Annotated in this window: 18 protein-coding genes and 1 pseudogene; 7 read left to right on the forward strand and 12 right to left on the reverse strand. The window is 62.0% G+C overall.

What is annotated here, in order from left to right:
- Positions 1-96: 96 nt before the first annotated feature.
- The 7 genes and pseudogenes from selB to fdnG all read right to left on the reverse strand — a co-directional run.
- Positions 97-1,920: pseudogene (selB, locus tag C6558_RS24565) on the reverse strand (selenocysteine-specific translation elongation factor); the annotation flags it as partial.
- Positions 1,917-2,702: a tetratricopeptide repeat protein gene (locus C6558_RS24570; protein ID WP_057205920.1), complete on the reverse strand. Its 786-nt coding sequence runs from the start codon at positions 2,700-2,702 to the stop codon at positions 1,917-1,919. The pseudogene selB and the gene C6558_RS24570, both read right to left, overlap by 4 nt.
- A complete protein-coding gene (gene selA / locus C6558_RS24575; RefSeq protein ID WP_057205918.1) occupies positions 2,689-4,089 on the reverse strand; it encodes an L-seryl-tRNA(Sec) selenium transferase in 1,401 nt (466 codons plus the stop codon). The genes C6558_RS24570 and selA overlap by 14 nt, the downstream gene beginning before the upstream one ends.
- Positions 4,090-4,093: 4 nt before the next feature.
- A complete protein-coding gene (gene fdhE / locus C6558_RS24580) occupies positions 4,094-5,014 on the reverse strand; it encodes a formate dehydrogenase accessory protein FdhE (protein ID WP_107027866.1) in 921 nt (306 codons plus the stop codon).
- A gap of 38 nt (positions 5,015-5,052) precedes the next feature.
- A complete protein-coding gene (locus C6558_RS24585; protein ID WP_025429716.1) occupies positions 5,053-5,739 on the reverse strand; it encodes a formate dehydrogenase subunit gamma in 687 nt (228 codons plus the stop codon).
- Complete coding sequence (fdxH, locus tag C6558_RS24590) at positions 5,739-6,707, reverse strand: formate dehydrogenase subunit beta (RefSeq protein WP_371412292.1); 969 nt, start codon at positions 6,705-6,707, stop codon at positions 5,739-5,741. Before fdxH ends, C6558_RS24585 begins: the two co-directional genes overlap by 1 nt.
- On the reverse strand, positions 6,707-9,802 hold the full coding sequence (gene fdnG / locus C6558_RS24595; protein WP_107027868.1) for a formate dehydrogenase-N subunit alpha: 3,096 nt from the start codon (positions 9,800-9,802) through the stop codon (positions 6,707-6,709). The genes fdxH and fdnG overlap by 1 nt, the downstream gene beginning before the upstream one ends.
- Positions 9,803-9,988: 186 nt before the next feature.
- Between fdnG and C6558_RS24600 the strand changes: the two genes are divergently transcribed.
- Both C6558_RS24600 and C6558_RS24605 read left to right on the forward strand, forming a co-directional pair.
- A complete protein-coding gene (locus C6558_RS24600; RefSeq protein WP_025429712.1) occupies positions 9,989-10,234 on the forward strand; it encodes a type II toxin-antitoxin system CcdA family antitoxin in 246 nt (81 codons plus the stop codon).
- The gene (locus C6558_RS24605) at positions 10,234-10,530 is read left to right on the forward strand and encodes a CcdB family protein (protein WP_025429711.1); all 297 of its coding nucleotides are present in this window, start codon (positions 10,234-10,236) and stop codon (positions 10,528-10,530) included. The genes C6558_RS24600 and C6558_RS24605 overlap by 1 nt, the downstream gene beginning before the upstream one ends.
- Before the next feature lie 82 nt (positions 10,531-10,612).
- Here C6558_RS24605 and C6558_RS24610 read toward each other — a convergent pair whose 3' ends face one another.
- Positions 10,613-11,551 carry an AraC family transcriptional regulator gene (locus C6558_RS24610; RefSeq protein ID WP_107027869.1) on the reverse strand — a complete coding sequence of 313 codons (939 nt, stop codon included), beginning with the start codon at positions 11,549-11,551 and terminating at the stop codon, positions 10,613-10,615.
- A 110-nt stretch (positions 11,552-11,661) separates the two neighbouring features.
- On the opposite strand from C6558_RS24610, the gene C6558_RS24615 reads away from it, so the two are divergent.
- Positions 11,662-12,861 carry an MFS transporter gene (locus C6558_RS24615; RefSeq protein WP_025429709.1) on the forward strand — a complete coding sequence of 400 codons (1,200 nt, stop codon included), beginning with the start codon at positions 11,662-11,664 and terminating at the stop codon, positions 12,859-12,861.
- A gap of 91 nt (positions 12,862-12,952) precedes the next feature.
- Here C6558_RS24615 and C6558_RS24620 read toward each other — a convergent pair whose 3' ends face one another.
- Positions 12,953-13,573, reverse strand: coding sequence for a cysteine hydrolase family protein (locus C6558_RS24620; protein WP_199197053.1), 621 nt, complete (start codon positions 13,571-13,573; stop codon positions 12,953-12,955).
- A gap of 126 nt (positions 13,574-13,699) precedes the next feature.
- Between C6558_RS24620 and C6558_RS24625 the strand changes: the two genes are divergently transcribed.
- Positions 13,700-14,728: a GlxA family transcriptional regulator gene (locus C6558_RS24625; RefSeq protein WP_082571753.1), complete on the forward strand. Its 1,029-nt coding sequence runs from the start codon at positions 13,700-13,702 to the stop codon at positions 14,726-14,728.
- A 78-nt stretch (positions 14,729-14,806) separates the two neighbouring features.
- On the opposite strand, the gene C6558_RS24630 is transcribed toward C6558_RS24625, so the two are convergent.
- Positions 14,807-16,084 carry a DUF2254 domain-containing protein gene (locus tag C6558_RS24630; RefSeq protein WP_025429707.1) on the reverse strand — a complete coding sequence of 426 codons (1,278 nt, stop codon included), beginning with the start codon at positions 16,082-16,084 and terminating at the stop codon, positions 14,807-14,809.
- Between the two features lie 483 nt (positions 16,085-16,567).
- On the opposite strand from C6558_RS24630, the gene C6558_RS24635 reads away from it, so the two are divergent.
- Complete coding sequence (locus tag C6558_RS24635; protein ID WP_025429706.1) at positions 16,568-17,590, forward strand: LLM class flavin-dependent oxidoreductase; 1,023 nt, start codon at positions 16,568-16,570, stop codon at positions 17,588-17,590.
- Between the two features lie 192 nt (positions 17,591-17,782).
- Here C6558_RS24635 and C6558_RS24640 read toward each other — a convergent pair whose 3' ends face one another.
- Together C6558_RS24640 and C6558_RS24645 are read right to left on the reverse strand one after the other, a co-directional pair.
- Entirely contained in the window at positions 17,783-18,214 is a 432-nt protein-coding gene (locus C6558_RS24640) for an OsmC family protein (RefSeq protein ID WP_025429705.1), read from the reverse strand.
- Positions 18,215-18,286: 72 nt separating this feature from the next.
- Positions 18,287-18,580, reverse strand: a complete 294-nt coding sequence (locus C6558_RS24645; protein WP_107027870.1) for a hypothetical protein — start codon at positions 18,578-18,580, stop codon at positions 18,287-18,289.
- Between C6558_RS24645 and C6558_RS24650 the strand changes: the two genes are divergently transcribed.
- Together C6558_RS24650 and C6558_RS24655 are read left to right on the forward strand one after the other, a co-directional pair.
- On the forward strand, positions 18,579-19,895 hold the full coding sequence (locus tag C6558_RS24650; protein WP_107027871.1) for a dicarboxylate/amino acid:cation symporter: 1,317 nt from the start codon (positions 18,579-18,581) through the stop codon (positions 19,893-19,895). The two genes, C6558_RS24645 and C6558_RS24650, sit on opposite strands and share 2 nt — an antisense overlap.
- Before the next feature lie 480 nt (positions 19,896-20,375).
- Positions 20,376-20,843, forward strand: coding sequence for a GNAT family N-acetyltransferase (locus C6558_RS24655; protein WP_025429703.1), 468 nt, complete (start codon positions 20,376-20,378; stop codon positions 20,841-20,843).
- Positions 20,844-20,921 lie beyond the last annotated feature (78 nt).

A 20,921-nucleotide genomic window follows, 5' to 3' on the forward strand; every position in this document is an offset into this window, starting at 1 on the left:
GGCTCCGTCATAAAGGTCGAGCCTGTGGGGATTGACGCGCCGGATGTCGCCGCGCCGAAGCGTCACTCCCTGGCGATCGAAGAACTCCAGGATCTCGATCGCCACCTTTCTACCGCTGTTCACGCGATCCCGAAAGAGACCGGCGGCAAATTCGCCCCGTTCGGCCTTGCCCGCGATATCCCTTATGATTTCAACCATTTCTGCGGTGGTGGAACGGATGAAGAAATGATCGTGCCGGATCTCATCGACACGTCCGAGCCTCGCCCATAGTTTGAGCACGCGCCGGATCTCCCGCTCGTCGACGCCGAGCACGTCTGCAAGGTCGCGCACGCGCGGCGGGCGAAAGCGCTCCTCTCCTTCGAGATGCGGCAAGATTTTGCCAAGTAACGCCTCCTCGCTCTCGCTTAAACGAACCTCATGGCCCGGCAGGCGAACGAAGGCGCCCTCGAGTACGAGGCGTCCGGCGGCCTGTTCCTGCCTGAGCAGGAAGAGAAAGGCAGGCATCGGCAATCGCGGCGTCACCTGCAGGCGCAGGCGCTCTCGGCCGATGCCTTGCAGATCCGGATTTTCGACATGGAAATCGGCGAGAATTCGTCCGACGTCCTTCGACAGGTCGTCCAACAGCGACACAGACAAGGCATGGCGCACATGCCCGGCCTCGATCACGATGGCGTGGGATAACTCGACGGCCTCGCGTAGCTCCTCCTCCGATACGGCCCTATTGCGCGCGAAGGCATCGAGATCGACGATATAGGGCGGCGCTTCCAGATGCGCTGCAAGGGCCGGGCCCGTTTCCGCAACGCCTGCCGCATCGAGATAGGCTATCCGCTCGGGTGTCCGGCGCTTGCGCAATGGCGCACGCAGATCGAGAAGCCGCCCGCCTCCGATGGTGCGCCGGGCGGAAACGTCGCGCAGGATGTAGCGATCACCGACCGCGGCGGCGATCGGCCGATCGAGAACAAGCTGGACCTTCGCCCGCTCGCCGGGACCTACAGGGTTTTCAAGCGGCACAATACGGACCCCGACTTCAGCACTGCCATGATGCAGGCGCGCGGAAAACCACTCGCTGATCGGCTTCGGCTCACCCTTGAGCACAAACAGGCCCGCATCGATGCGTGTGGTCGGCGCATGCAGATAGGGATCGAGCACCATGTCGCCGCGGCCGACCTTGTCCTTGGAGATGCCGTCTCCCACCAGATTGAGCGCGCAGCGTTGACCCGCGACCCCGCGTTCCGACCGCTGGTCCTGGGCATGGATCGAGCGCACGCGCGCCCCTTGTCCGGATGGCGAAATCATTACGTTGTCGCCGACCGCAACCGAACCGGAAAGGACCGTTCCCGTCACCACCGTTCCGGCGCCCGAGAGAATGAAGCTGCGATCGACCGAAAACCGAAACCGGCCCGCCGCATTTGCTTTCACGGTTGCCCTTTCGGCCTCGGCCAGGCGGTCTCTGAGATCGGCGATACCGAGGCCCGTGGCGGCGGACACGGGAAGGATTTCGGCGGTGCGAAGGCCCGTTGCCGAAAGCATATTGCCGATCTCGACACTGAGCCCCAGCAATCGCTCCGCATCGGCAAGATCGGCCTTGGTGATCGCGACCAATCCCCTTTCGATGCCGAGCAGATCGAGAATGGCCAGGTGTTCGAGCGTCTGCGGCTTGATGCCGTCATCCGCCGCAACGACGAGGAGGGCGAAGTCGATGCCGCCGGCACCGGCGAGCATCGTATGGATGAAACGCTCATGGCCCGGCACATCGACAAAGCCGGTGACCGCTTCGGCAAATTTCGCATAGGCAAAGCCGAGATCGATGGTGATGCCGCGTGCCTTCTCCTCCTTGAGGCGATCGGTATCGACGCCGGTCAAGGCTTTCACCAGACTGGTCTTGCCGTGGTCGATATGACCGGCGGTTCCGACGATCATGGTCGCGCCTCCGCCGGGGGCTCAAGCGCGCGCCTCTCGGCGATGCCGATCTCGCCGGGCGACAAGCTCTGGCGCACCGGCCCGATGAAGGGTTGCGCCAGGGCACTGCCCCCATTGGTCGCGCGGATCAGCCAGACGAGTGCCGCGACGCCGTCGCGGGCCGTGCCGGCGCCCATGTGACAGGCGGCGCCAAGCATCGCCTGCGCGTCGGCATCGCCCGCCATGGCGCCGCGGCGCCACCAATCGACGGCCCTCTCCGGATCGCGATCGACACCCGAAGCGTTGTGATAGAGCATGCCGAGCCGGGTCATCGACGAAGCAATGCCCGCTTCAGCGGCACGTTCCGCCCAGTGGCGCGCCTCGACCGGATCGGACGGCATGATTTCGCCTTCGAGCAGCATCCAGCTCAGCATGTCCTGTGCCGGCGCGTCGCCCTTCTCGGCGGCGCGGCGATAGTAGTCGGCGGCAATACTATAATCGCCATCCGCGTCCTGCATGTGGAAGGCTGCATAGTTGCGCTCGCCGACGGGATCGCCCGCTTCGGCCGCCAGCCGCAGCCATTTGCCCGCCAGGGCCCGATCCTGCGGCACGCCGAGCCCCTCGGCAAAACAGGCGCCGATATTGTTCTGTGCCCGCGCGACGCCGGATTGCGCCAGGGGCTCCCATAGGCGCAGGGCGGTCTCATAGTCGCCGTTCCGGGCGGCAGTCAGGGCTTGTGTCATCTCATCGGCGTCCGACGCCGCCTCGGGCATACGCCCTGTCAAACGGTCAAGCCAGTGCATGTCCGACGCCCTCGGAGAGGCTTTTCAGGAACTCGCTCTCGTCGGAAAGACAGCGAAGATCGAGGATGAGCGCCCCGTCCTGCAGACGCCCCAATATCGGGCGCGAAAGCGAACGGAAAAGCGCCGCGAGCGCTTCGAGCGCGCTGCCGCTTGCAGCCTCGATCCGGAGGCCGGCGCTTTGGATCGTGTCGACCGGCAGCGCGCCCGAACCGATCTGGCTCGAACAGTGGCAGATTTCCACCCGATGTCCGCTCGAGGCAAGAAGTCTCGCCACCTCGGGCGCGAGCCGTTCCGCCTGCGCGCGGATCTCGTGTTGCGGACGCGCCAGCATGCGAAGGGTGGGCAGCCGCGCTGCGAGCCGATCCGGGTCGCGGTATAGCTTCAACGTCGCGGCCGTCGCCGCGATGCGGATCTTGTCGACCCGCAAGGCCCGCTTCAACGGATTGCGGTTGATCGCGGCGATCAGATCGCGGCGACCGACGATAAAGCCGGCCTGCGGGCCACCCAGCAGTTTGTCGCCCGAAAATGTAACGAGATCTGCACCTTCGGCCACGGCTTCGCGAACGGTCGGCTCCTTGCTAAGGCCATAGCGCCGGAGATCGACGAGCGTCCCGGAGCCGAGATCGTTCAGAAGAACCAGACCGGCTTCGTGCGCGATCGCAGCAAGTTCGGCGCCGGAGACCTCGGCCGTGAACCCCTCGATCCGGTAATTCGACGTGTGCACCTTGAGGATGAGCGCCGTTTCGGGGCCGATCGCCCGACGATAGTCCCTTGCATGGGTGCGGTTCGTGGTGCCGACCTCGATGAGCGCCACACCTGCACGTTCCATGATATCGGGCATGCGGAACGCACCGCCGATCTCGATCAGTTCGCCGCGCGAGACGATCGCCTGCCGTCCGCCGCCAACCGTGCCCAGTGCGATCAGCACGGCGGCGGCATTGTTGTTGACGACTGTCGCGTCCTCGGCGCCCGTCAGCTCGCAAAGCAGGTCACGCAGGTGGCTGTCGCGCTCGCCGCGCCGGCCGGTGTCGAGATCGAACTCCAGTGCCGCCGCCTCTCGCATCGCATCGACGGCAGCGGCAATCGCCTCCTCGGCCAGGAGGGCACGGCCAAGATTGGTGTGCAGCACGGTGCCGGTGAGATTGAAGAGCGGGCGCAGATTGGAGCGATCCCGATAGTCGAGCCGGCTCATAAGTGAGGCCATGACGCCGTCCGCATCGGGGGGCAAGCCGCCACTGCGAACCATCTCGCGGATTTCGCCGAGCACGAGGCGCAGCTCTTCGGTCACGACGACACGACCATGCCGCTCGACAAGCGGCGCGACGGCCGGCGCCTTCAACATCTGGTCGACGGACGGCAGGGTGCGGAGTTCGGCAAGCCCGGCCATCCCGTCAATACCCCACCAGGAATGGATTGAAGCCCGCGCGTTTGTATCCGGTATCCTTCATCAGCGCGTCGAGGCCGAGACTGCCGACATCGTCGGCCACGGCATCGAGTGCCGGGTTCCTGTTCTGATACATGATCTTCGTCCAGCCGTGGCAGCTGTCGCAAACCTCTGCCTTAACCGTGGCCTCTTCATCACCGGTTTCGACCGCGCGGTATCCTATGCCCTTGGTCGAGCCGCAGGAGAGGCATTTTACCCGGACCTCGTTCCATTTGGTCGAGCAGCAGGCGCATACCGCGTAGCGGGTTCCTTCCGCGCCGTGGAAACCGACGACGAGCGAAGCGACGGGCCTGCCGCCGCAGGCGGGACAGACGCCGATGCTGACCGGCACGAGGCGACCAGGATCGAGCCCCGCGGCCAGGCGTGTCGCATGGACCTGCACGGCCGCGGCAACGAAAAGATGGTGCGCAAGGCTATCGAGCGGCAGATTGTCGGCGGCGATATTGGCGATCATCCACGCCAGCGCCTCGTCGTCAGCGGCAATGATCTGGGCAAGCGCTTCGGCCGCGGCCTTTGGCATTTCCAGTTGCTCCACCCGCGCAAGGAACTGTCGGACCGTGTCCCGGCACTCGGCAGAAGCGCCCATGGCCGAGCGATCGATCGGCGGCATCGCATTGTCGCGCGCCCGCTCGCGCTGTTCTGCGGAAATCGGCTCCAGCGGCGGCAGGCTGGACAGGAGGTCACTCTGGATTACTGCTGTGCCTGCAAGGAAGCGTAAGTAGGGAGCAAGCCGGCTGCTTTCCGACAGCACTTGGAAACGCTGGGCGCGATCCCCGAAAAGGCGCGTCAGATTGGACATCAAGACGAAGGGAGCCTTGGGAATTCCACCGATCATCGCGGGATCGGGCTGCACGGACGATATCGACATTGCACCTCGCGGGCCGACCGGCCACCGCTGTTATGTCGTTATTCTGCAGGATCAATCCGGCCCCGTCCAGCAAGTTCCTTCAGCCATTTGCGATGGTGCCGCCAGGCCCAGCCGCCGGTGACCGAACCCCGCGTCATCGCCCGCAGCGTACCGCGGGTCCAGATCGCGGCATAGACATGCAGGATGAAGATGAGAATGATCAGCACCGCGGAAACGGAATGGGTCAGCATGGCAATGCGCCTCACGTCGATGGGTGTGGCCTCGCCAAAATACTGGTCCCAGATGATGATACCGCTGACGATCAGCACGATGATGAAGAACGCCATGCCCCAGAAGATGAACTTCTGTCCGGCATTGTACTTGCCGATCTCGGGCAGCCGCTCCTCATGGCCTTTGACCACGTCGCCGATCTGCGACACCCACTGCGCGTCGGTGCGGTTCGGCAGGTTGGCCCGCCAGAGTTGGGCGAAGAAAATGAAGAAGCTCAGGAACAGAACGACCCCGATCCAGGGATGCAGCATGCGCGTGTTCTGACCGCCACCGAACAGATCCGTCAGGAAGAACAGCGACGGATGGAACATCGAGAGGCCGGACAGCAGAAGCAGGATCAGGCAGGAAGCGGTGATCCAATGGTTGAGGCGCTTGCCGGGTCCATAACGACCGACAGTCACCGGCGGGCCGCGATGGATCGCGTCTTCGGACTGGATGTCGTTCGGCTTGGCCATCAGGCACCCTCCCTGAGATCCTCGGCTTCCTCGACGAGCTTTTCGGCACTGACCTCGTCTTCAGGTGCGACCCGGTTCGCCTTGCCGAAAAGGCCGTGCAGGATCGCGCCCGCAGCCGCCAGCCCCATCGCCGCAAGGCCGGTATATTTGGTCACGCCCTTCCAGGCCTCGATGACGGCGGAAATCTTCGGGTCATCAGGCAGGTCGGCGTAAATATGCGGCTTGTCGTTGTGATGCAGGACATACATGACATGGGTCCCACCGACGCCGGGAGGATCGTAGAGGCCGGCATTGGCGTATCCGCGCGATTTGAGATCGGCGATACGTTCGTCGGCATGCTTCATCATGTCGTCCTTGGTACCGAACACGATCGCCTGTGTCGGGCAAGCCTTGGCGCAGGCGGGGCCCTGCCCCATTGCGACGCGATCGGAACAGAGCGTGCATTTGTAGGCGCGATGATCGGCCTTCGAAATGCGCGGAATGTTGAACGGGCAGCCCTTCACGCAGTAGCCGCAGCCGATGCAGTTTTCATGGATGAAGTCGACGATGCCGTTGGAATATTGCACGATCGCGCCGGGTGAAGGACATGCCCTGAGACAGCCCGGATCGGCGCAGTGCATGCAGCCGTCCTTGCGGATCAGCCACTCCAGATTGTCCGTTTCGGGGTTCACCCATTCGGTAAACCGCATCAGGGTGAACATGTTCTCGGTCAGATCGTGCGGGTTCGTATAGACCCCGACATTCTCCTCAATATCCGGATACGTGTCGTTCCACTCGATACAGGCCGACTGGCAGGCCTTGCAGCCGATGCATTTGGAAACGTCGATCAGCTTGGCGACCGGCGTCAGCTGCCGCTCCGGCGGCGGCAGCTCGCTCGTGGCGGAGCGGCGAACGAGATCGCGCTGCGTGAGGTTGCTCTCCATCGGCTGGACCGGCGGATTGCTGACGGCTGTGCGCGGGCTATCCATCACACTGTGGCCTCCTTGTCCTTTGGCGGCGTCGAAGGCTCGATATTGACGAGGAAAGCCTTGGACTCAGGCGTCTCGATGTTGGCGTCGCCGACGAAGGGCACCAGCGAATTGGGGCCGAAACCCTTTTTCGCAGAGCCGGTGAAGCCCCAATGCAAGGGGATGCCGACCACATGGACCGGCTTGCCGTCGCAGATGAGCGGCCGGATGCGCTTGGTCACCACCGCCTTGGCCTTGACCTCGCCGCGCTTCGACCAGACCCTGACCCAGCCACCATTGGTTATGCCCTTTTCCTGCGCCAGCTCCTCGGAAATTTCCACGAAGAACTCCGGCTGCAGCGCCGAGTTGACGCGGTTGTGCTTGGTCCAGAAGTGGAAATGTTCGGTGAGCCGGTAGGAGGTGGCCGCGTAGGGGAACTCGTCTGAAAGCCCCAGCTGCTCGGCATCGTCCTTGAAGATGCGGCTGACCGGATTGCCGCGCATCTGCGGATTGAAGACGTTGGCAACGGGCGATTCGAACGGCTCCATATGCGCGGGGAACGGGCCGTCGCGCATCAGTCCGCGGGTGAACAGACGCGCGGTGCCTTCCTGGTTCATGATGAAGGGACCGACATCTCCAGGCTTGGCCGTCGGCGCAATGTCGGGAATGTCATAGCCGGTCCACTTGGCGCCGTCCCATTCCAACAGCTTGCGGCTCGGATCCCAGGGCTTGCCCTCTAGGTCCGCCGAGGCGCGGTTGTAGAGGGTGCGGCGGTTGAGCGGCCAGGCGAAGGTCCAGCCGAGATAGGTGCCGGTGTCGTCGGGATCCTGATTGTCCCGCCGAGCCATGTTGTTGCCCTGCTCGTTGAAGCAGCCGGAATAGATCCAGCAGCCGGACATGGTCGAGCCGTCGTCGCGCAACTGCGAAAAGTTCACCACCTGCTTTCCGGCCGGCACGAGAACCTTGGTCGGGTCGGTCGTGTCCATGACATCGCTCAATGCTCGACCGTTGATTTCCCGGGCGAGTTCTTCTGCCGTCGGTTCGTTCTCGTCGGCATACTCCCACGACAGGTTGAGGATCGGATCGGGGAAGGCGCCGCCCTCCGTCCGGTAGAGTTCGCGCATTCTGAGGAAGATCTGCGCGATGATGTAGGTATCGTGCTTGGCTTCGCCCGGCGGCGTACCGCCGGCCCAATGCCACTGCAGCCAGCGGCCGGAGTTCGTCAGCGAACCCTCCTCCTCGGCAAAGCAGGTCGTCGGCAGCTGGATGACTTCGGTCTGGATGGAGGCCGTGTCGACCGGGTTGAAATCGCCGTGGTTTTCCCAGAACCGCGCCGTCTCGGTTTCCAGCGGATCCATGGTGACAAGCCACTTCAGGTTCGAAAGAGCCTTGGTGTTCTTGGCACGATTGGGGAAGGCCAGCAGCGGGTTGAAGCCCTGACAGAGATAGCCGTTGACCTTGCCGGCATGCATCAGCTCAAACACGCGCAGCACGTCGTAGGATGGCACGTCGAGCTTGGCGAGGTAGTTGAAGGCCCAGTCGTTGTCGGCCCGCGCGGCATCGCCCCACATGGCCTTCTGGAACGAGACCATGAACTTGCGGTAGTTCTGCCAGTAGCTTGTCTGGCCCGGCCGAAGCGGCTTGAACTGCCGGGTCGACATGTAGGTCTCGAAATCCTCGTCCTTCTCGGTCGGCGCCGTCAGGTAGCCGGTGAGCAGGTGCGACATCAGGCCGAGATCGGTCAGGCCCTGGATGTTGGAATGGCCGCGAAGGGCGTTCATGCCACCGCCGCGCACGCCGATATTGCCGAGGATCAGCTGCAGCATCGCCATGGCGCGGATGTTCTGCGAGCCGTGCGAGTGCTGGGTCCAGCCCAGGGCGTACATCGACGTCATCGTCTTTGTCGGCGTCGAACATTCCGAGATCATCTCGGCGACTTTGAGGAATTTCTCCTTCGGCGTTCCGCAGATGCGCGCAACCATCTCGGGCGTATAGGGCGCCAGATGCTCCTTAAGCAGGTTCCAGACACAGCGGGGGTTCTGCAGCGTCGGATCGGTGACGACGAAACCATCGTCGCCGAGCACATAGTCCCAGGTCGAACGGTCGTAGTCGCGCTTCTCGGCATCATAGCCGGTGAAGAGACCGTCCTTATAGGCGAAGCCGTCCTTGACCAGATAGGCTGCGTTGGTGAAGGCCTTGGTGTATTCCCACTGCACCTTGTCGTTGTCGATGCAATACTTCATGACGCCGTTTAGGAACGCGATGTCGGTTCCCTGGCGGATCGGCGCGTAATAGTCCGAGACCGAGGCGGTGCGGGTATAGCGCGGATCGACGACGATCAGCTTTGCACCGCGATGGGCCTTGGCTTCCGTCACCCATTTGAAGCCGCAGGGGTGGGCTTCCGCCGCATTGCCGCCCATGACGACGACGAGGTCGGTGTTCTTGATGTCGGTCCAGGAGTTGGTCATTGCTCCACGGCCAAATGTTGGGGCGAGACTCGCCACCGTAGGGCCGTGTCAGACGCGTGCCTGATTATCGAAACCGACTATTCCCAGGCTCTTGGCGAATTTGAAGGTCGCCCAGGCCGTTTCATTGGTTGTTGCAGACGCCGCCAGCATGCCGACGGTCGTCCAGCGATTGACCGGAAGGCCCTTGGCGTTGGCCGCAATCAGGTTCGCATCGCGATCGTCCTTCATCAGGCGGGCAATGCGATCGAGAGCATCGTCCCAGGAGATCCGTTCGAAAGTATCGGAACCGGGCTTGCGCAGCATCGGATATTGAAGGCGGGTCGGCGACTTGACGAAGTCCTTGAGTGCCGCCCCCTTGGGACAGAGCGTCCCGCGGTTGGTGGGGTGATCGGCATCGCCCTCGATATGCACAATGTCCGCCGTCTCGCCTTTTCGAGGGTCACCCTTCGAATAGATGATGACGCCGCAGGCAACGGAACAGTACGGACAGGTGTTGCGGGTTTCGGTCGTGGTCTTCAGCTTGAAAGCACGCACATGCGCGATTTCCGCCGCCTCGGATTCGCCGAAGCCAAGTGCTCCGACGGAAGTTGCCACGACACCCGCTCCGGCCAGCTTCAGGAAGCTGCGCCGCGAGAGGTCTATGTTCATAGATGGCCTCCCTTTCCCGATACTTCGTACCTTGAAGTCTATTGCTAAGTGCTTGCAAGTCAAGGTGCGTTGGTTGCCCGCCACCCACTCTCCTGACGATCGGCAATGCCATCGCCTCTTGTCTGGCCGGGTATTTGCATGCGCAGAAAGATGCGCATATATTGATTGCTCAAAAGGAGAACAATCATGGCCGAGCATGCTCGATCTGCCTCTGCAAAGCGCGCAGCCAATTTGACGATTGACGCCGATCTTCTTGCAGAAGCACGGCATTTCGACATCAATATTTCTCGCGCTGCCGAGGCAGGGATCGCCAGGGCGGTGTCCGATGCCAAGGCTGCCCGTTGGAAGAAAGAAAATAGCGAGGCTTTGCAGAGTTCGAATGCCTTCGTCGATGCAAATGGCCTGCCGCTGGCGCAGTTCCGTCAATTCTAATGGCGCGTTATGACGTCTATGCCAATCCTGGCGGCGGCCTCGTGCTTGATGTGCAGGCCGACGTGCTGGACGAGTTGAAGACGCGTGTCGTCGTCCCGCTTTTGCCAATGGAAGCGGCTCCTAAACCGGCCAAGCGCCTCAATCCCGTGTTTGAAATATCCGGCGTTCGCTACACCTTGGTCACTCAGTTTCTGGCTGCGATACCCGTATCGGCACTTGCAGAACCTGTTTCCAATCTATCGGAGCGGCACGACGAGATCGTCGCCGCTCTCGATATGGTTTTTCACGGCTTTTAGCGAACGGGTGACAGCAAGCGTCGTCACGCTCCAAGCCGCTCTCAACCAGCCTCCCTGCGCGATCATCTGAACAGCAGCCGGCTCAGGAAACCAGTTGTCCCCTGGCCACGCTCTTGTTTCGGTAATGGCTCGGTGGTGCCCCGATGATCTTGCGGAAGGCGCGGCTGAACGAGGCCTCCGAATCGTAGCCGAGACGGCCTGCGACAAGGGCCACCCGCTGTCCTTCCTGTAGCCATTGATGCGCCTGGTGCATCCGCATGCGCGCAACATAACGGGCCGGCGTCTCGCCCATGGTGTCGACAAACCGCTGGGCAAAGCCCGACCGTGACGCACCCATGAGCTTTGCCAGTTCGGGCACGCTCCAATCCCGCGCAGGTTCAAGGTGGATCGCGGCAAGGACGCGCCCGAGCTCCGGATTGCGGACGGCCGCCAGCCAGCCGGTCGCCGTGCCGCAGCCATGCTCCACCCAGGTTCGAATGAGCGTTGCAGTCAGCACATCGGCAAGCCGCGAGAGAATGCCGCCCGAGCCGACGCGCTGCATTTCTGCTTCGCGCATCATGGCCTCAAGCAGTGCCGGTATCGAAGGTTCGCTCGCAGCAAGGTCGCTCGTGCGCATGACGGCGGGCATCAACTGCAGGAGAGGATGCAGACGATCGACATTGAACTGCATCACCGCAAAGAAGATGAGGTTCTTGCTGTCCGTCGACGGGCATTGCACATCGATGATGCCGTCACAAAGCTGTCGCCTCGGCAGGTCGGCTATCGAAACGGCAGGAATGCCCGGCTTGCTGGCAAGCACATGCGCGTCACCCCTCGGCAACAGCACCGCGTCGCCCTGGGCAAGCTCCATCCATTCACCATCCGGTGTCTGAAGATGGGCTGAGCCTGCAGCCAGAAAATGGAATCGCGCGGGCTCCTGTGCCGGATAGGCCGTCGCCCAGGGCGCACAGGGTTGGCAACGCCCGTATTCGACGCCGTCGAGCCTCAGCCCGCGCAAAATCTCGGTCAACGCATCGCTCATAAGGTGCTCCGCAATTTTGGACAAACGGCACAGTCTTTTGGATTTTCTAGCATAGAAACTCCTGATGGTCATGCCTACCTTCGCCATTAACAATCGCGGAGATGAAAATCATGGATGGCGTCGTGACGAAATCAGGTGCCCCGACGGACGAGCGGAACAAAGCCCGATGGGGCGCTGTCGTTTCCCTTTCGCTTGGGGTCTTCGGCCTGGTAACGGCAGAGTTTCTACCGGCAAGCCTGCTGACGCCGATGTCGGCGGATCTCGGGGTCAGCGTTGGAGCTGCCGGGCAGTCGGTGACCACCACTGCTGTCGTTGCGGCGGTCGCCGGCCCGGCGATCGTCGTCTACACAGGCCGGTTCGACCGGCGCACGGTGCTTCTGGCTTTGACGGGCCTGCTGGTCGTCTCGAGCCTTATGGCGGGCTTTGCACCCAACCTTCCTTTCCTGCTTGCGGCCCGCGTGTTGCTCGGTATCGCGCTCGGCGGCTTCTGGGCGATGTCGCTGGCGCTGGCCATGCGGCTCGTTCCCGCCAGGCTGATGCCCCGCGCCATGGCGATCGTGATGTCGGGCGTCTCGATCGCAACGGTTTGTGCCGCCCCCGTCGGCGCCTGGATCGGCGCCACGCTCGGATGGCGCTATGCTTTCCTGCTGGCAGCCGTAGTCGGGGTGGTTACCTTTATCGTCCAGGCGCTGACCGTCCCGTCGCTGCCGCCGATCGGGACCACCGGCCTTGGCACGATCGTGAGGGTTCTCAGGCGCCCGGCGATCCGGCTCGGCCTTGCCACGATCCTACTGGTCGTGACCGGTCACTTTGCCGGCTTCACCTATATCCGCCCCTATCTTGAGCAGGTGCCGCGTTTCGACGTCGAAATGATCACCGCGATCCTGCTCGCATTCGGTATCGGCGGTTTCTTCGGCAATATCGCAGGCGGCTTCCTGGCGGAGCGCAACACCCGCCTGTCGATGACGCTGGCAGCCGCGGGCATCGCTGCCACCGCGCTCCTGCTTGCGGTCGCCGGCGTGCTGCCGGGCATTGCAGCCGCAGCGACGGCCGCCTGGGGCTTCGCCTTCGGTGCGCTCCCTGTCAGCGTCCAGTCCTTCATCAGTCGGGCCGCCGGCGACGAGGCGGAAGGCGCTGGTGCGGCGACGCTGACGACATTCCAGATCGCCATCTCCACCGGAGCAATCCTCGGCGGACTGATCGTCGAACTCCAGGGGCCTGCCGGCGTCTTCATGTTTGCGGCATTGGCCGCACTGCTGGGCGCCTCGCTCGTCGCCGTCTCCCGCAAGGTGGCGCTCCAGCCGGGCTGAGAGATGAAGGACTCTATGGCCCTCCCGATCCTGAATTCCTGCGGGATCGGGAGAGCCATCATTAGGCCCCGTACTCAGCCGCGCTCAAGTCTCACTTGCGCGTCAGTGGCAGGGCCAGGAGCTGATCGGTCGTGACGATATCGCCGAAGGTGTCGTCGATCGAAGCCAGAGCTGCGCGGTGCAGCGCAACATGCGACACGGTCTCCCCATCTGCCGTATCGACGTCCCGCGTGGCGCAGGCGTCGTCGGCCACGATCACATTGTAGCCGAGGGGGACGGCATCGCGGGCAGCGCCGGCCACGCAGGCATGGGTCATCAGGCCGGCAATGATGAGCGTATCGACGCCAGCCTGTTTCAGCCTCTGGTCGATGTCGGTGGTTGGAAACACGCTCACCGACGATTTGCGCACCACCGAATGGTTGGCTGATGGCTGGATCTGGTCGTGGAACCGGGAGGTCGCACTGTCCTCGGCAAAGACCGGGCTTCCCGCCGGTGTCACGTGCTGGACATGATAGACTCTCATGCCGTCCTGATCAGCACGCTCGATGAGGCGCTTGGCGTTGGAGAGCGCCTTTGCGCCATCCGGGATCGGCATCCTGCCGCTGAAATATTCGTTCTGAAAGTCGATCACCAGCAGGGCGGTCTTGGCAGGATCGAGACTTTGCGGCGCTGTGGCTCCAGCCATGGTCCGGATGGTGGGGTGCTGCATCATGAAAGCGTCCTTTCGCATCGTTGTTGATGGCGGAAAAATCCTGCATGCGGCGGCTTCGCGAAAGTGGCCAGAATGACAATATGTGCTAGGTTCTGGCCAATTCATTAGATTGGGATCGCCACGCCGATGCACACCGTTGCCGTCATCGCCTTCGAACGCATCAGCGCCTTCCACCTGTCGGTGCCCTGCATCGTGTTCGGCGATGAGCTTTTGAAACTCGGAGCGCCCCGCTATCGCCTGTTGATCTGCGGCGAGAATACCGGGTCGGTTGCCACTGGCTCCGGCTTTCGCATTGAAGTGACGCATGATCTGAGCCACCTGGGGGAGGCCGACACCGTCATCGTGCCGGCCTGGCGGGATCCGGACGAGCGTCCTCCCGAAGCCTTGCTGCGGAGCGTCAGGGCCGCCCATGCACGCGGCGCGCGGCTGGTCGGGCTTTGCCTTGGTACATTCGTACTGGCGGAAGCGGGCGTGCTGGACGGGCGACCGGCATCCACCCATTGGGCCTGGGCGGAGGAGTTCCAACGAAGCTATCCGCGGGTCGCCCTGGATCAGGATGCGCTCTATATCGATGATGGTGACATCCTGACATCGGCCGGCACGGCCGCGGCCATCGACTGCTGTCTGCATATCGTACGTCGCGATCATGGGGCAGATATCGCCAACCGCGTCGCCCGGCGGCTGGTGGTGGCGCCGCACCGGCATGGCGGCCAGACCCAATATATCGAGAAGCCAATGCCTGCCGCCGCCGGCGAGGCGCAGCTCGGCGCGACGATCAATTGGGCAATCGAGCATCTGGACGAGCCATTGTCGCTCGAAAAGCTGGCGGCACGGGCCGGGATGAGCCTGCGCAGTTTTACCCGGCATTTCAGAAAGACGACCGGAACCACCTTTACGCAATGGCTCTTGAACCAGCGGCTGGCGACCGCGCAACGGTTGCTCGAAACCGGATCCTGCTCGATCGACCGGGTCGCAGAGATGGCCGGCTTCGGCTCAACGGTATCGCTGCGCCAGCACTTTACCCGCGCCTTCTCGATCTCGCCGGCAAGCTACCGCCGGCAGTTCAGGAAGAGACCGGATTTAGGGAAGCATTACGGTCACGGCTTTCCACTCCGCCATGGCCTTGAGGCGGTGAATATGGATGACCAGCGCTGAGTGATTGGAGCGTGGTGGATCCGTGCGCCTGCCATCAGGACGTCTCGGACACTGGCTATGCGGATGCGCGAATTTCAGTCATGCTTTAGGAGAGCCGCCCAGCCCTTGCGTATCGGCAATATGCGCGAGTGCTGCGTCTTCGGGGAGCAGGTAGACCTTGTCGATCGTCTGGTCGAGCAGGTTGCGCTCAATGGCCAACGCATCCTTCCGGCTTTCCGGCAGCACCGCTTCGAGATCGTCGATCATCGCGTGCAGCCGCCTTGCGATCTGCAGATTTTCCGCTCCATAGATCCGGATCTCTCGAAACGTAAGTTGCACGAAATCTTCCCAGTTCGGCGTCGGGAACACCACACGAAGGCGTCCCTGGGCATCGCGGACGTACTCGTTGCTCAGTTCGCGCCCACCAACGCTGCGTAGCAGTCGCTGCAACTGATCAATGGCAAGCACCGCTGTCGTCGGGTCGTTTATAGCCTTCGAAAGCGCCTTGCTGGCGATGTCGACAATAACCCTGAAGGCGAAGGTCGGATCCTGCTCGATGGTCCGCTCACGCCCGAAGACGACACTGTTGCGAAGGTCTTTGGCTGGTATTGCCTTGGCGCCGCCATAGAGGCGGAACAGTGGCTGCCCGGATGAGACAAAATCGCCGACGCGCGCAGCAAGTTCAATCACGCCGTCCGCTCGATGTGCTTGAATGGTCAAGGCCTTCACGTCGACTGCAAGAATGATGTCCGACGACCCGACATGCAAAACGATGTTTCCCGGCTTCTCGCACGGCTCGTCCGGTTGTGGTCGCTCGTCGGCATCCGACAGCGGGCCAGGATATACCGCCTCGATAACGGCAAAGCCCTGCTCGGCGACGCGATGAATGATGCTGACGGGACGTAATAGCCGGGCGGAATAATCGATGAAATAGAGGAAGGCGGCCAGCGACAGAACGCCAAGAATCCCCGAGATCCACATGATGGGAGACAGGGCCTGCGTACTGACGCGACTGATCGCCCCGATGGCAAAGAGAAGAGTAAAGATGAACAAGCCCACGGTGAAACGGATCACGTTATCGCGCAGCAGCGTGGTCGCGATAATCCGGGGCGTCAGCTGCCCGCTCGCAATCTGAATGGCGACGAGCAGGGAGCCGAACGTGAAGACGATGAACGAAAGCGCCAGGCTGATGATCGCCTGCATCGCTGCAATCGTACCCTCTGTCTCCAAGGGCCATATCGGCACCCATTCTGTCCACAGTTCGAATACAAGCACTGCGCGGAAGAAGGCTTGCTGCAGAACGAGCGCGAAGAAAGGCACGACCCACAGCGAGGACCGCATGTAGCTCTTGAGCGCATACAACTTGTTCCAGCGCATTTAGCCCCATCCCTCTCGTGTGGCCCTTCGAGCCGGAAACGGTCAAATCTGCCACAAGGGCACCGTACGCGACCAACTCCCGATACGAGACGATCGGCGCAAGCGACCTGGGGCCTAATATATACTATGCTGTCTCGTCGGGCCGCGAAAATCACAACTTCAGGTCACGGCTTCTCCCCCGAGCCGCCTCCGCAGCTTGAGCCTTTTTCATAGCCTGCCGAGGTTCTGTCACGTTGTTCGAAAAGGGACGGAATGGAGCATCGGGTCGTGATTTAGGTGGGCATTACGGTCACGGCTTTCCACTCTGCCATGGCCTTGCGGCGTTGGATATGGATGACGAGCGTTGAGTGTTTGGAGCTTGGTGCAACATGGTGGTTCATGAGCAGATCGGAAACACAGCGTTCGACCCTCCACTGCTGTCCCTCGAGCCTGTCCTATGCCATCTAGAAGAGTATCAACGACATATTCGCAGGCGGCACTATCGTGAAGAAAATCGGATTCCTTTCCTTCGGCCATTGGACCCCCTCCTCCCAGTCGCAAACCCGCTCGGCAGGCGATGCGCTTCTGCAGTCCATCGACCTTGCAGTTGCCGCCGAGGAGCTCGGCGCTGACGGCGCCTATTTCCGTGTTCATCACTTTGCCCGGCAGCTTGCCTCCCCCTTCCCGCTTCTGGCTGCCGTCGGCGCAAGGACGAAGCGCATCGAGATCGGCACGGCCGTCATCGATATGCGCTACGAGAACCCGCTTTACATGGCCGAAGACGCCGGTGCCGCCGACCTGATCTCCGGCTCACGCCTGCAGCTCGGTCTCAGCCGAGGATCGCCGGAACAGGTGATCGATGGCTGGCGATATTTCGGTTACCAGCCGCAGGACGGCGCGTCGGATGCGGATATGGGCCGCAGCCACGCCGAAGTGTTTCTCGAAGCACTGAAAGGCAACGGTTTCGCCCAACCCAACCCACGGCCGATGTTCCCGAACCCGCCAGGACTTTTGCGCCTCGAGCCCCATTCCGAAGGGTTGCGCGACCGCATCTGGTGGGGTTCCAGTTCGAACGCCACGGCCGTCTGGGCGGCAAAGCTCGGCATGAACCTGCAGAGTTCGACCCTGAAGGACGACGAGACCGGCGAGCCGTTCCACGTCCAGCAGGCAGCACAGATCCGCGCCTACCGGGAGGCGTGGAAGGAAGCGGGCCACACCCGCACGCCGAGGGTTTCCGTCAGCCGCAGCATCTTCGCCATCGTCGATGATCGCGACCGTGCCTATTTCGGCCGAAGCGGCAAGGAGCAGGATACGATCGGCTTCATCGATGAGAACACTCGGGCGATCTTCGGCCGGTCTTATGCGGCCGAGCCTAACGTGCTCATCAAGCAGCTCGCCGGGGATGAAGCCGTCGCCGAAGCCGATACGCTGCTGCTGACGGTGCCGAACCAGCTCGGCGTCGACTACAATGCGCACGTCATCGAGGCGATCCTGAAGCACGTGGCGCCCGCGCTCAGTTGGCGTTGAGCGACAAGACGCGTTCGTTCGCACCGGCGATCGAATTCGACTGGCATGAAGATATCCGCGTGCGCCGACCTACCGCATGTTTCCTTAAATCCAATTCGATTTCAGGATAAAGTTGCGGCCATTCAAAGTGCTGCAGTGACCTTTGCGCGTCCAATAAGACGCGCGGCGCTGTCGTCGGCGCACACGGGCTTCTCATGCCAAACTGACGTCGAGTGTTATCGGAACCGCACCAAGTGCCTTTGACACCGGGCATCCCGCTTTCGCCTTGTTTGCCAGCTCAGTGAATTTTGCCAGATCCGCGCCCGGCACACGGCCCTTCAACGCCAGGTGGATAGCCGTGATGGCAAAGCCATCGGCGACGGACTCAAGCGTGACCTTGGCGGTCGTCTCCATGCTGTCGGCCGTCAGGCCAGCCTCCCCAAGGATCAGTGACAACGCCATGGTAAAGCAACCGGCGTGAGCCGCACCGATGAGTTCCTCCGGGTTGGTACCCGCGACGCCTTCGAAGCGCGCTGCAAAACCATACGGATACTCCTTGAGCGCGCCGCTCTGCGTCGAAATCTGACCCTTACCGTCCTTGAGACCGCCGGCCCATTTCGCCGATCCTGTGCGATTGATCTGCATGCTCTTCTCCTCGAGGTGAAATCCACAGGCACCAGATAGAGCAGTGGCGTCGGATTGGTATGTGTGGATAGCTTACGCTGCTACCCGCCAGCGCCCGAATACACGGCTTGCGGCCCAGCAAACGGGCGCAACGTAACGGATTGCCGGTTTCGCCCCTCCGCCATGCACCGTGGCCAAGCGTTCAACCGGGAAAATTATTCCACCTATGATTGGTCCCGAGCCAAACGGTTGCTTATCCTCTGTCACAACCTTGACTAATTTGTCGCCGTTGCGGAAGTTTCCTCCCGAACGCTCTGCTCCATCAATCAATCGAGTGTGAATCGTGTCCCAAGCCACTATCAAATCCCCGCCGAAGCCGTTTTTCATGTCCTTCGGTTTCCAAGTTCTGGCAGCCATGGTCATTGGACTGCTGCTCGGCCTCATCGCCCGAAACATGGGCGTCGATGCGGCCGGCAACCCCAACTGGTTGACCGTGACGCTCCAGACGATCGGCTCCATCTTCGTGCAGCTTCTGCGCGCGTTGGTCCCGCCGCTCGTGTTCACGGCGATCGTTGCCTCCATTGCCAATCTGGCGACGCTTCAGAATGCAGCGAAGCTCGTCTGGCAAACCCTCCTCTGGTTCGCGATCACCTCGTTCATCGCTGTCATCATCGGCATCGCGCTCGGCCTCATCATCCAGCCAGGCGTCGGCTCGGCGGTGTCGCAGGAGGCTGCCAAGGCGCCGTCCTATGCCGGCTCATGGCTTGATTTCCTCAAGGGCCTGGTTCCCGGCAACATGCTGGGCCTGGAGGCAAGCACCAAGCTGACGGAAGGAAGTGCCAGTACGTCGTTGAATTTCAACGTGCTGCAGATCCTCGTTGTTTCCATCGCCTTTGGTGCCGCCGCGCTGAAAGCAGGCGAAGCGGCCAAGCCCTTCCTTGCCTTCAACCAGTCGCTTCTCGCGATCGTCCGCAAGATCCTCTGGTGGGTCATTCGCCTGACGCCGATCGGCACCATCGGCCTGCTCGGCCGCGCCGTGGCGCAATATGGCTGGGGAACGCTGGCGCAACTCGGCTGGTATGCAGCTGCTGTCTATATCGGCCTCGCCATCGTGCTCTTCGTCGTCTATCCCGCGCTGCTGATCGCGCATGGCCTGAAGCCATCGCGCTTCTTTGCCGGTGCATGGCCGGCAATCCAGCTCGCGTTCGTCTCGCGCTCCTCTGTCGGCACCCTGCCTGTCACCGAAACCGTGACGGAGAAGAGCCTCGGCGTGCCGCGCGAGTTTGCCGCCTTTGCCGTCCCGCTTGGCGCTACGACCAAGATGGATGGTTGCGCGGCGATCTACCCGGCAATCTCGGCGATTTTCATCGCGCAATTCTTTGGCGTACCGCTCGGGCTGCAGGAATATGTGCTGATCATCTTCGTTTCCGTGCTCGGCTCGGCCGCGACTGCCGGCCTGACGGGGGCGACCGTCATGCTGACGCTCACCCTGTCGACGCTTGGCCTTCCGCTCGAAGGTGTCGGCCTGTTGCTTGCCATCGACCCGATCCTCGACATGGGCCGCACTGCCGTCAACGTCGCCGGACAGGCGTTGGTGCCAACGATCGTCTCCAAGCGCGAAGGCATTCTCGACGAGACCGTCTACAATGCCGGCAAGTCCATAGAGGATCCGGAACCGGCTGTAGGCCTCCAGACGGCCTGATTGGATTCACACCCAGAGGAAGCCGGCATCTCGCCGGCTTCTTGATTCTATTGCCTGGCTAAACCGCTCGGTGCCTCGGATCATTTGCGGCAGTCTCGTTCTCACATGAGTGCTGGTTCAAGCTTCCACCGGCACGGTTTGGCGCGCGCCAGCCAAACCGCCTGCATTATCCTGAGGTTGAGCAGCGCTTGTCGCACGACCGCGATGTTGCAGTTCGAGGAACCTGCGCACGCACCGGCTTCTAAGATGGCTGCAACGCCTCGCATCGATAGCGTCAGTGAAGCAGGACCGAAGGTCGGCTACCCCAAATCGTGGCAGATCATTCCGAACTCAAGACTGGCGGATTGCCGGTAATACTCGCGCTTCAATCAGCGCGTTTGAATTACTATCAGCAATACCGTAGAGTTGTTATCTGCCAGCGATTGGAATACTGAATGGCCGTGATTTCTGCCTTAACAGCACGTGACAAGCGGAGCTTGAATGCCGGTCATCTTCCAACGGATAAATGAAGACCACGCGTTGCGGGCGGCGGCCATCATCGTGAAGGCATATATCGGGCCGCCTTGGAACGAGGCGTGGACCTTGGAGAGAGCGACGGCACGGATGGGCGAGTTGTCGACCACTCCCGGTTGGCTCGGCGTCGGGGCATTGGAAAATGGCGCGTTGCTTGGCTTTGCGATCGGCCTCCCCCATACGTCGGCGGCCGGCAGGGGCCTGTACATTCCTGAAATCGCGGTTCTGCCTTCTCACCAGGGACGTGGCATCGGCAAGCAACTGCTAAGATTTCTTGAGGCTGAAGCCTTGAGTTCCGGCTTTTCGAGCGCGTGGCTTTTGTCGCAAAGTGAGGGCGCCACTGCCGAATACTATAAGGCGAGCGGCTACAATCAGGCTACGAAGCTCAGGATTTATTCAAAGCCGCTAAAGTGGAGTCCTGAGTCAGCGCGCTGATGATTTGTGATGTAACCGGCCCGTGCCTGAGTTCGCTTGGATGATTGCTAGGCATCCCCCGCGCTGCATACGCTCTGG

Origin of the sequence: Ensifer sp. NM-2, from assembly GCF_003024455.1 — a bacterium.
GTDB lineage: Bacteria > Pseudomonadota > Alphaproteobacteria > Rhizobiales > Rhizobiaceae > Ensifer > Ensifer canadensis.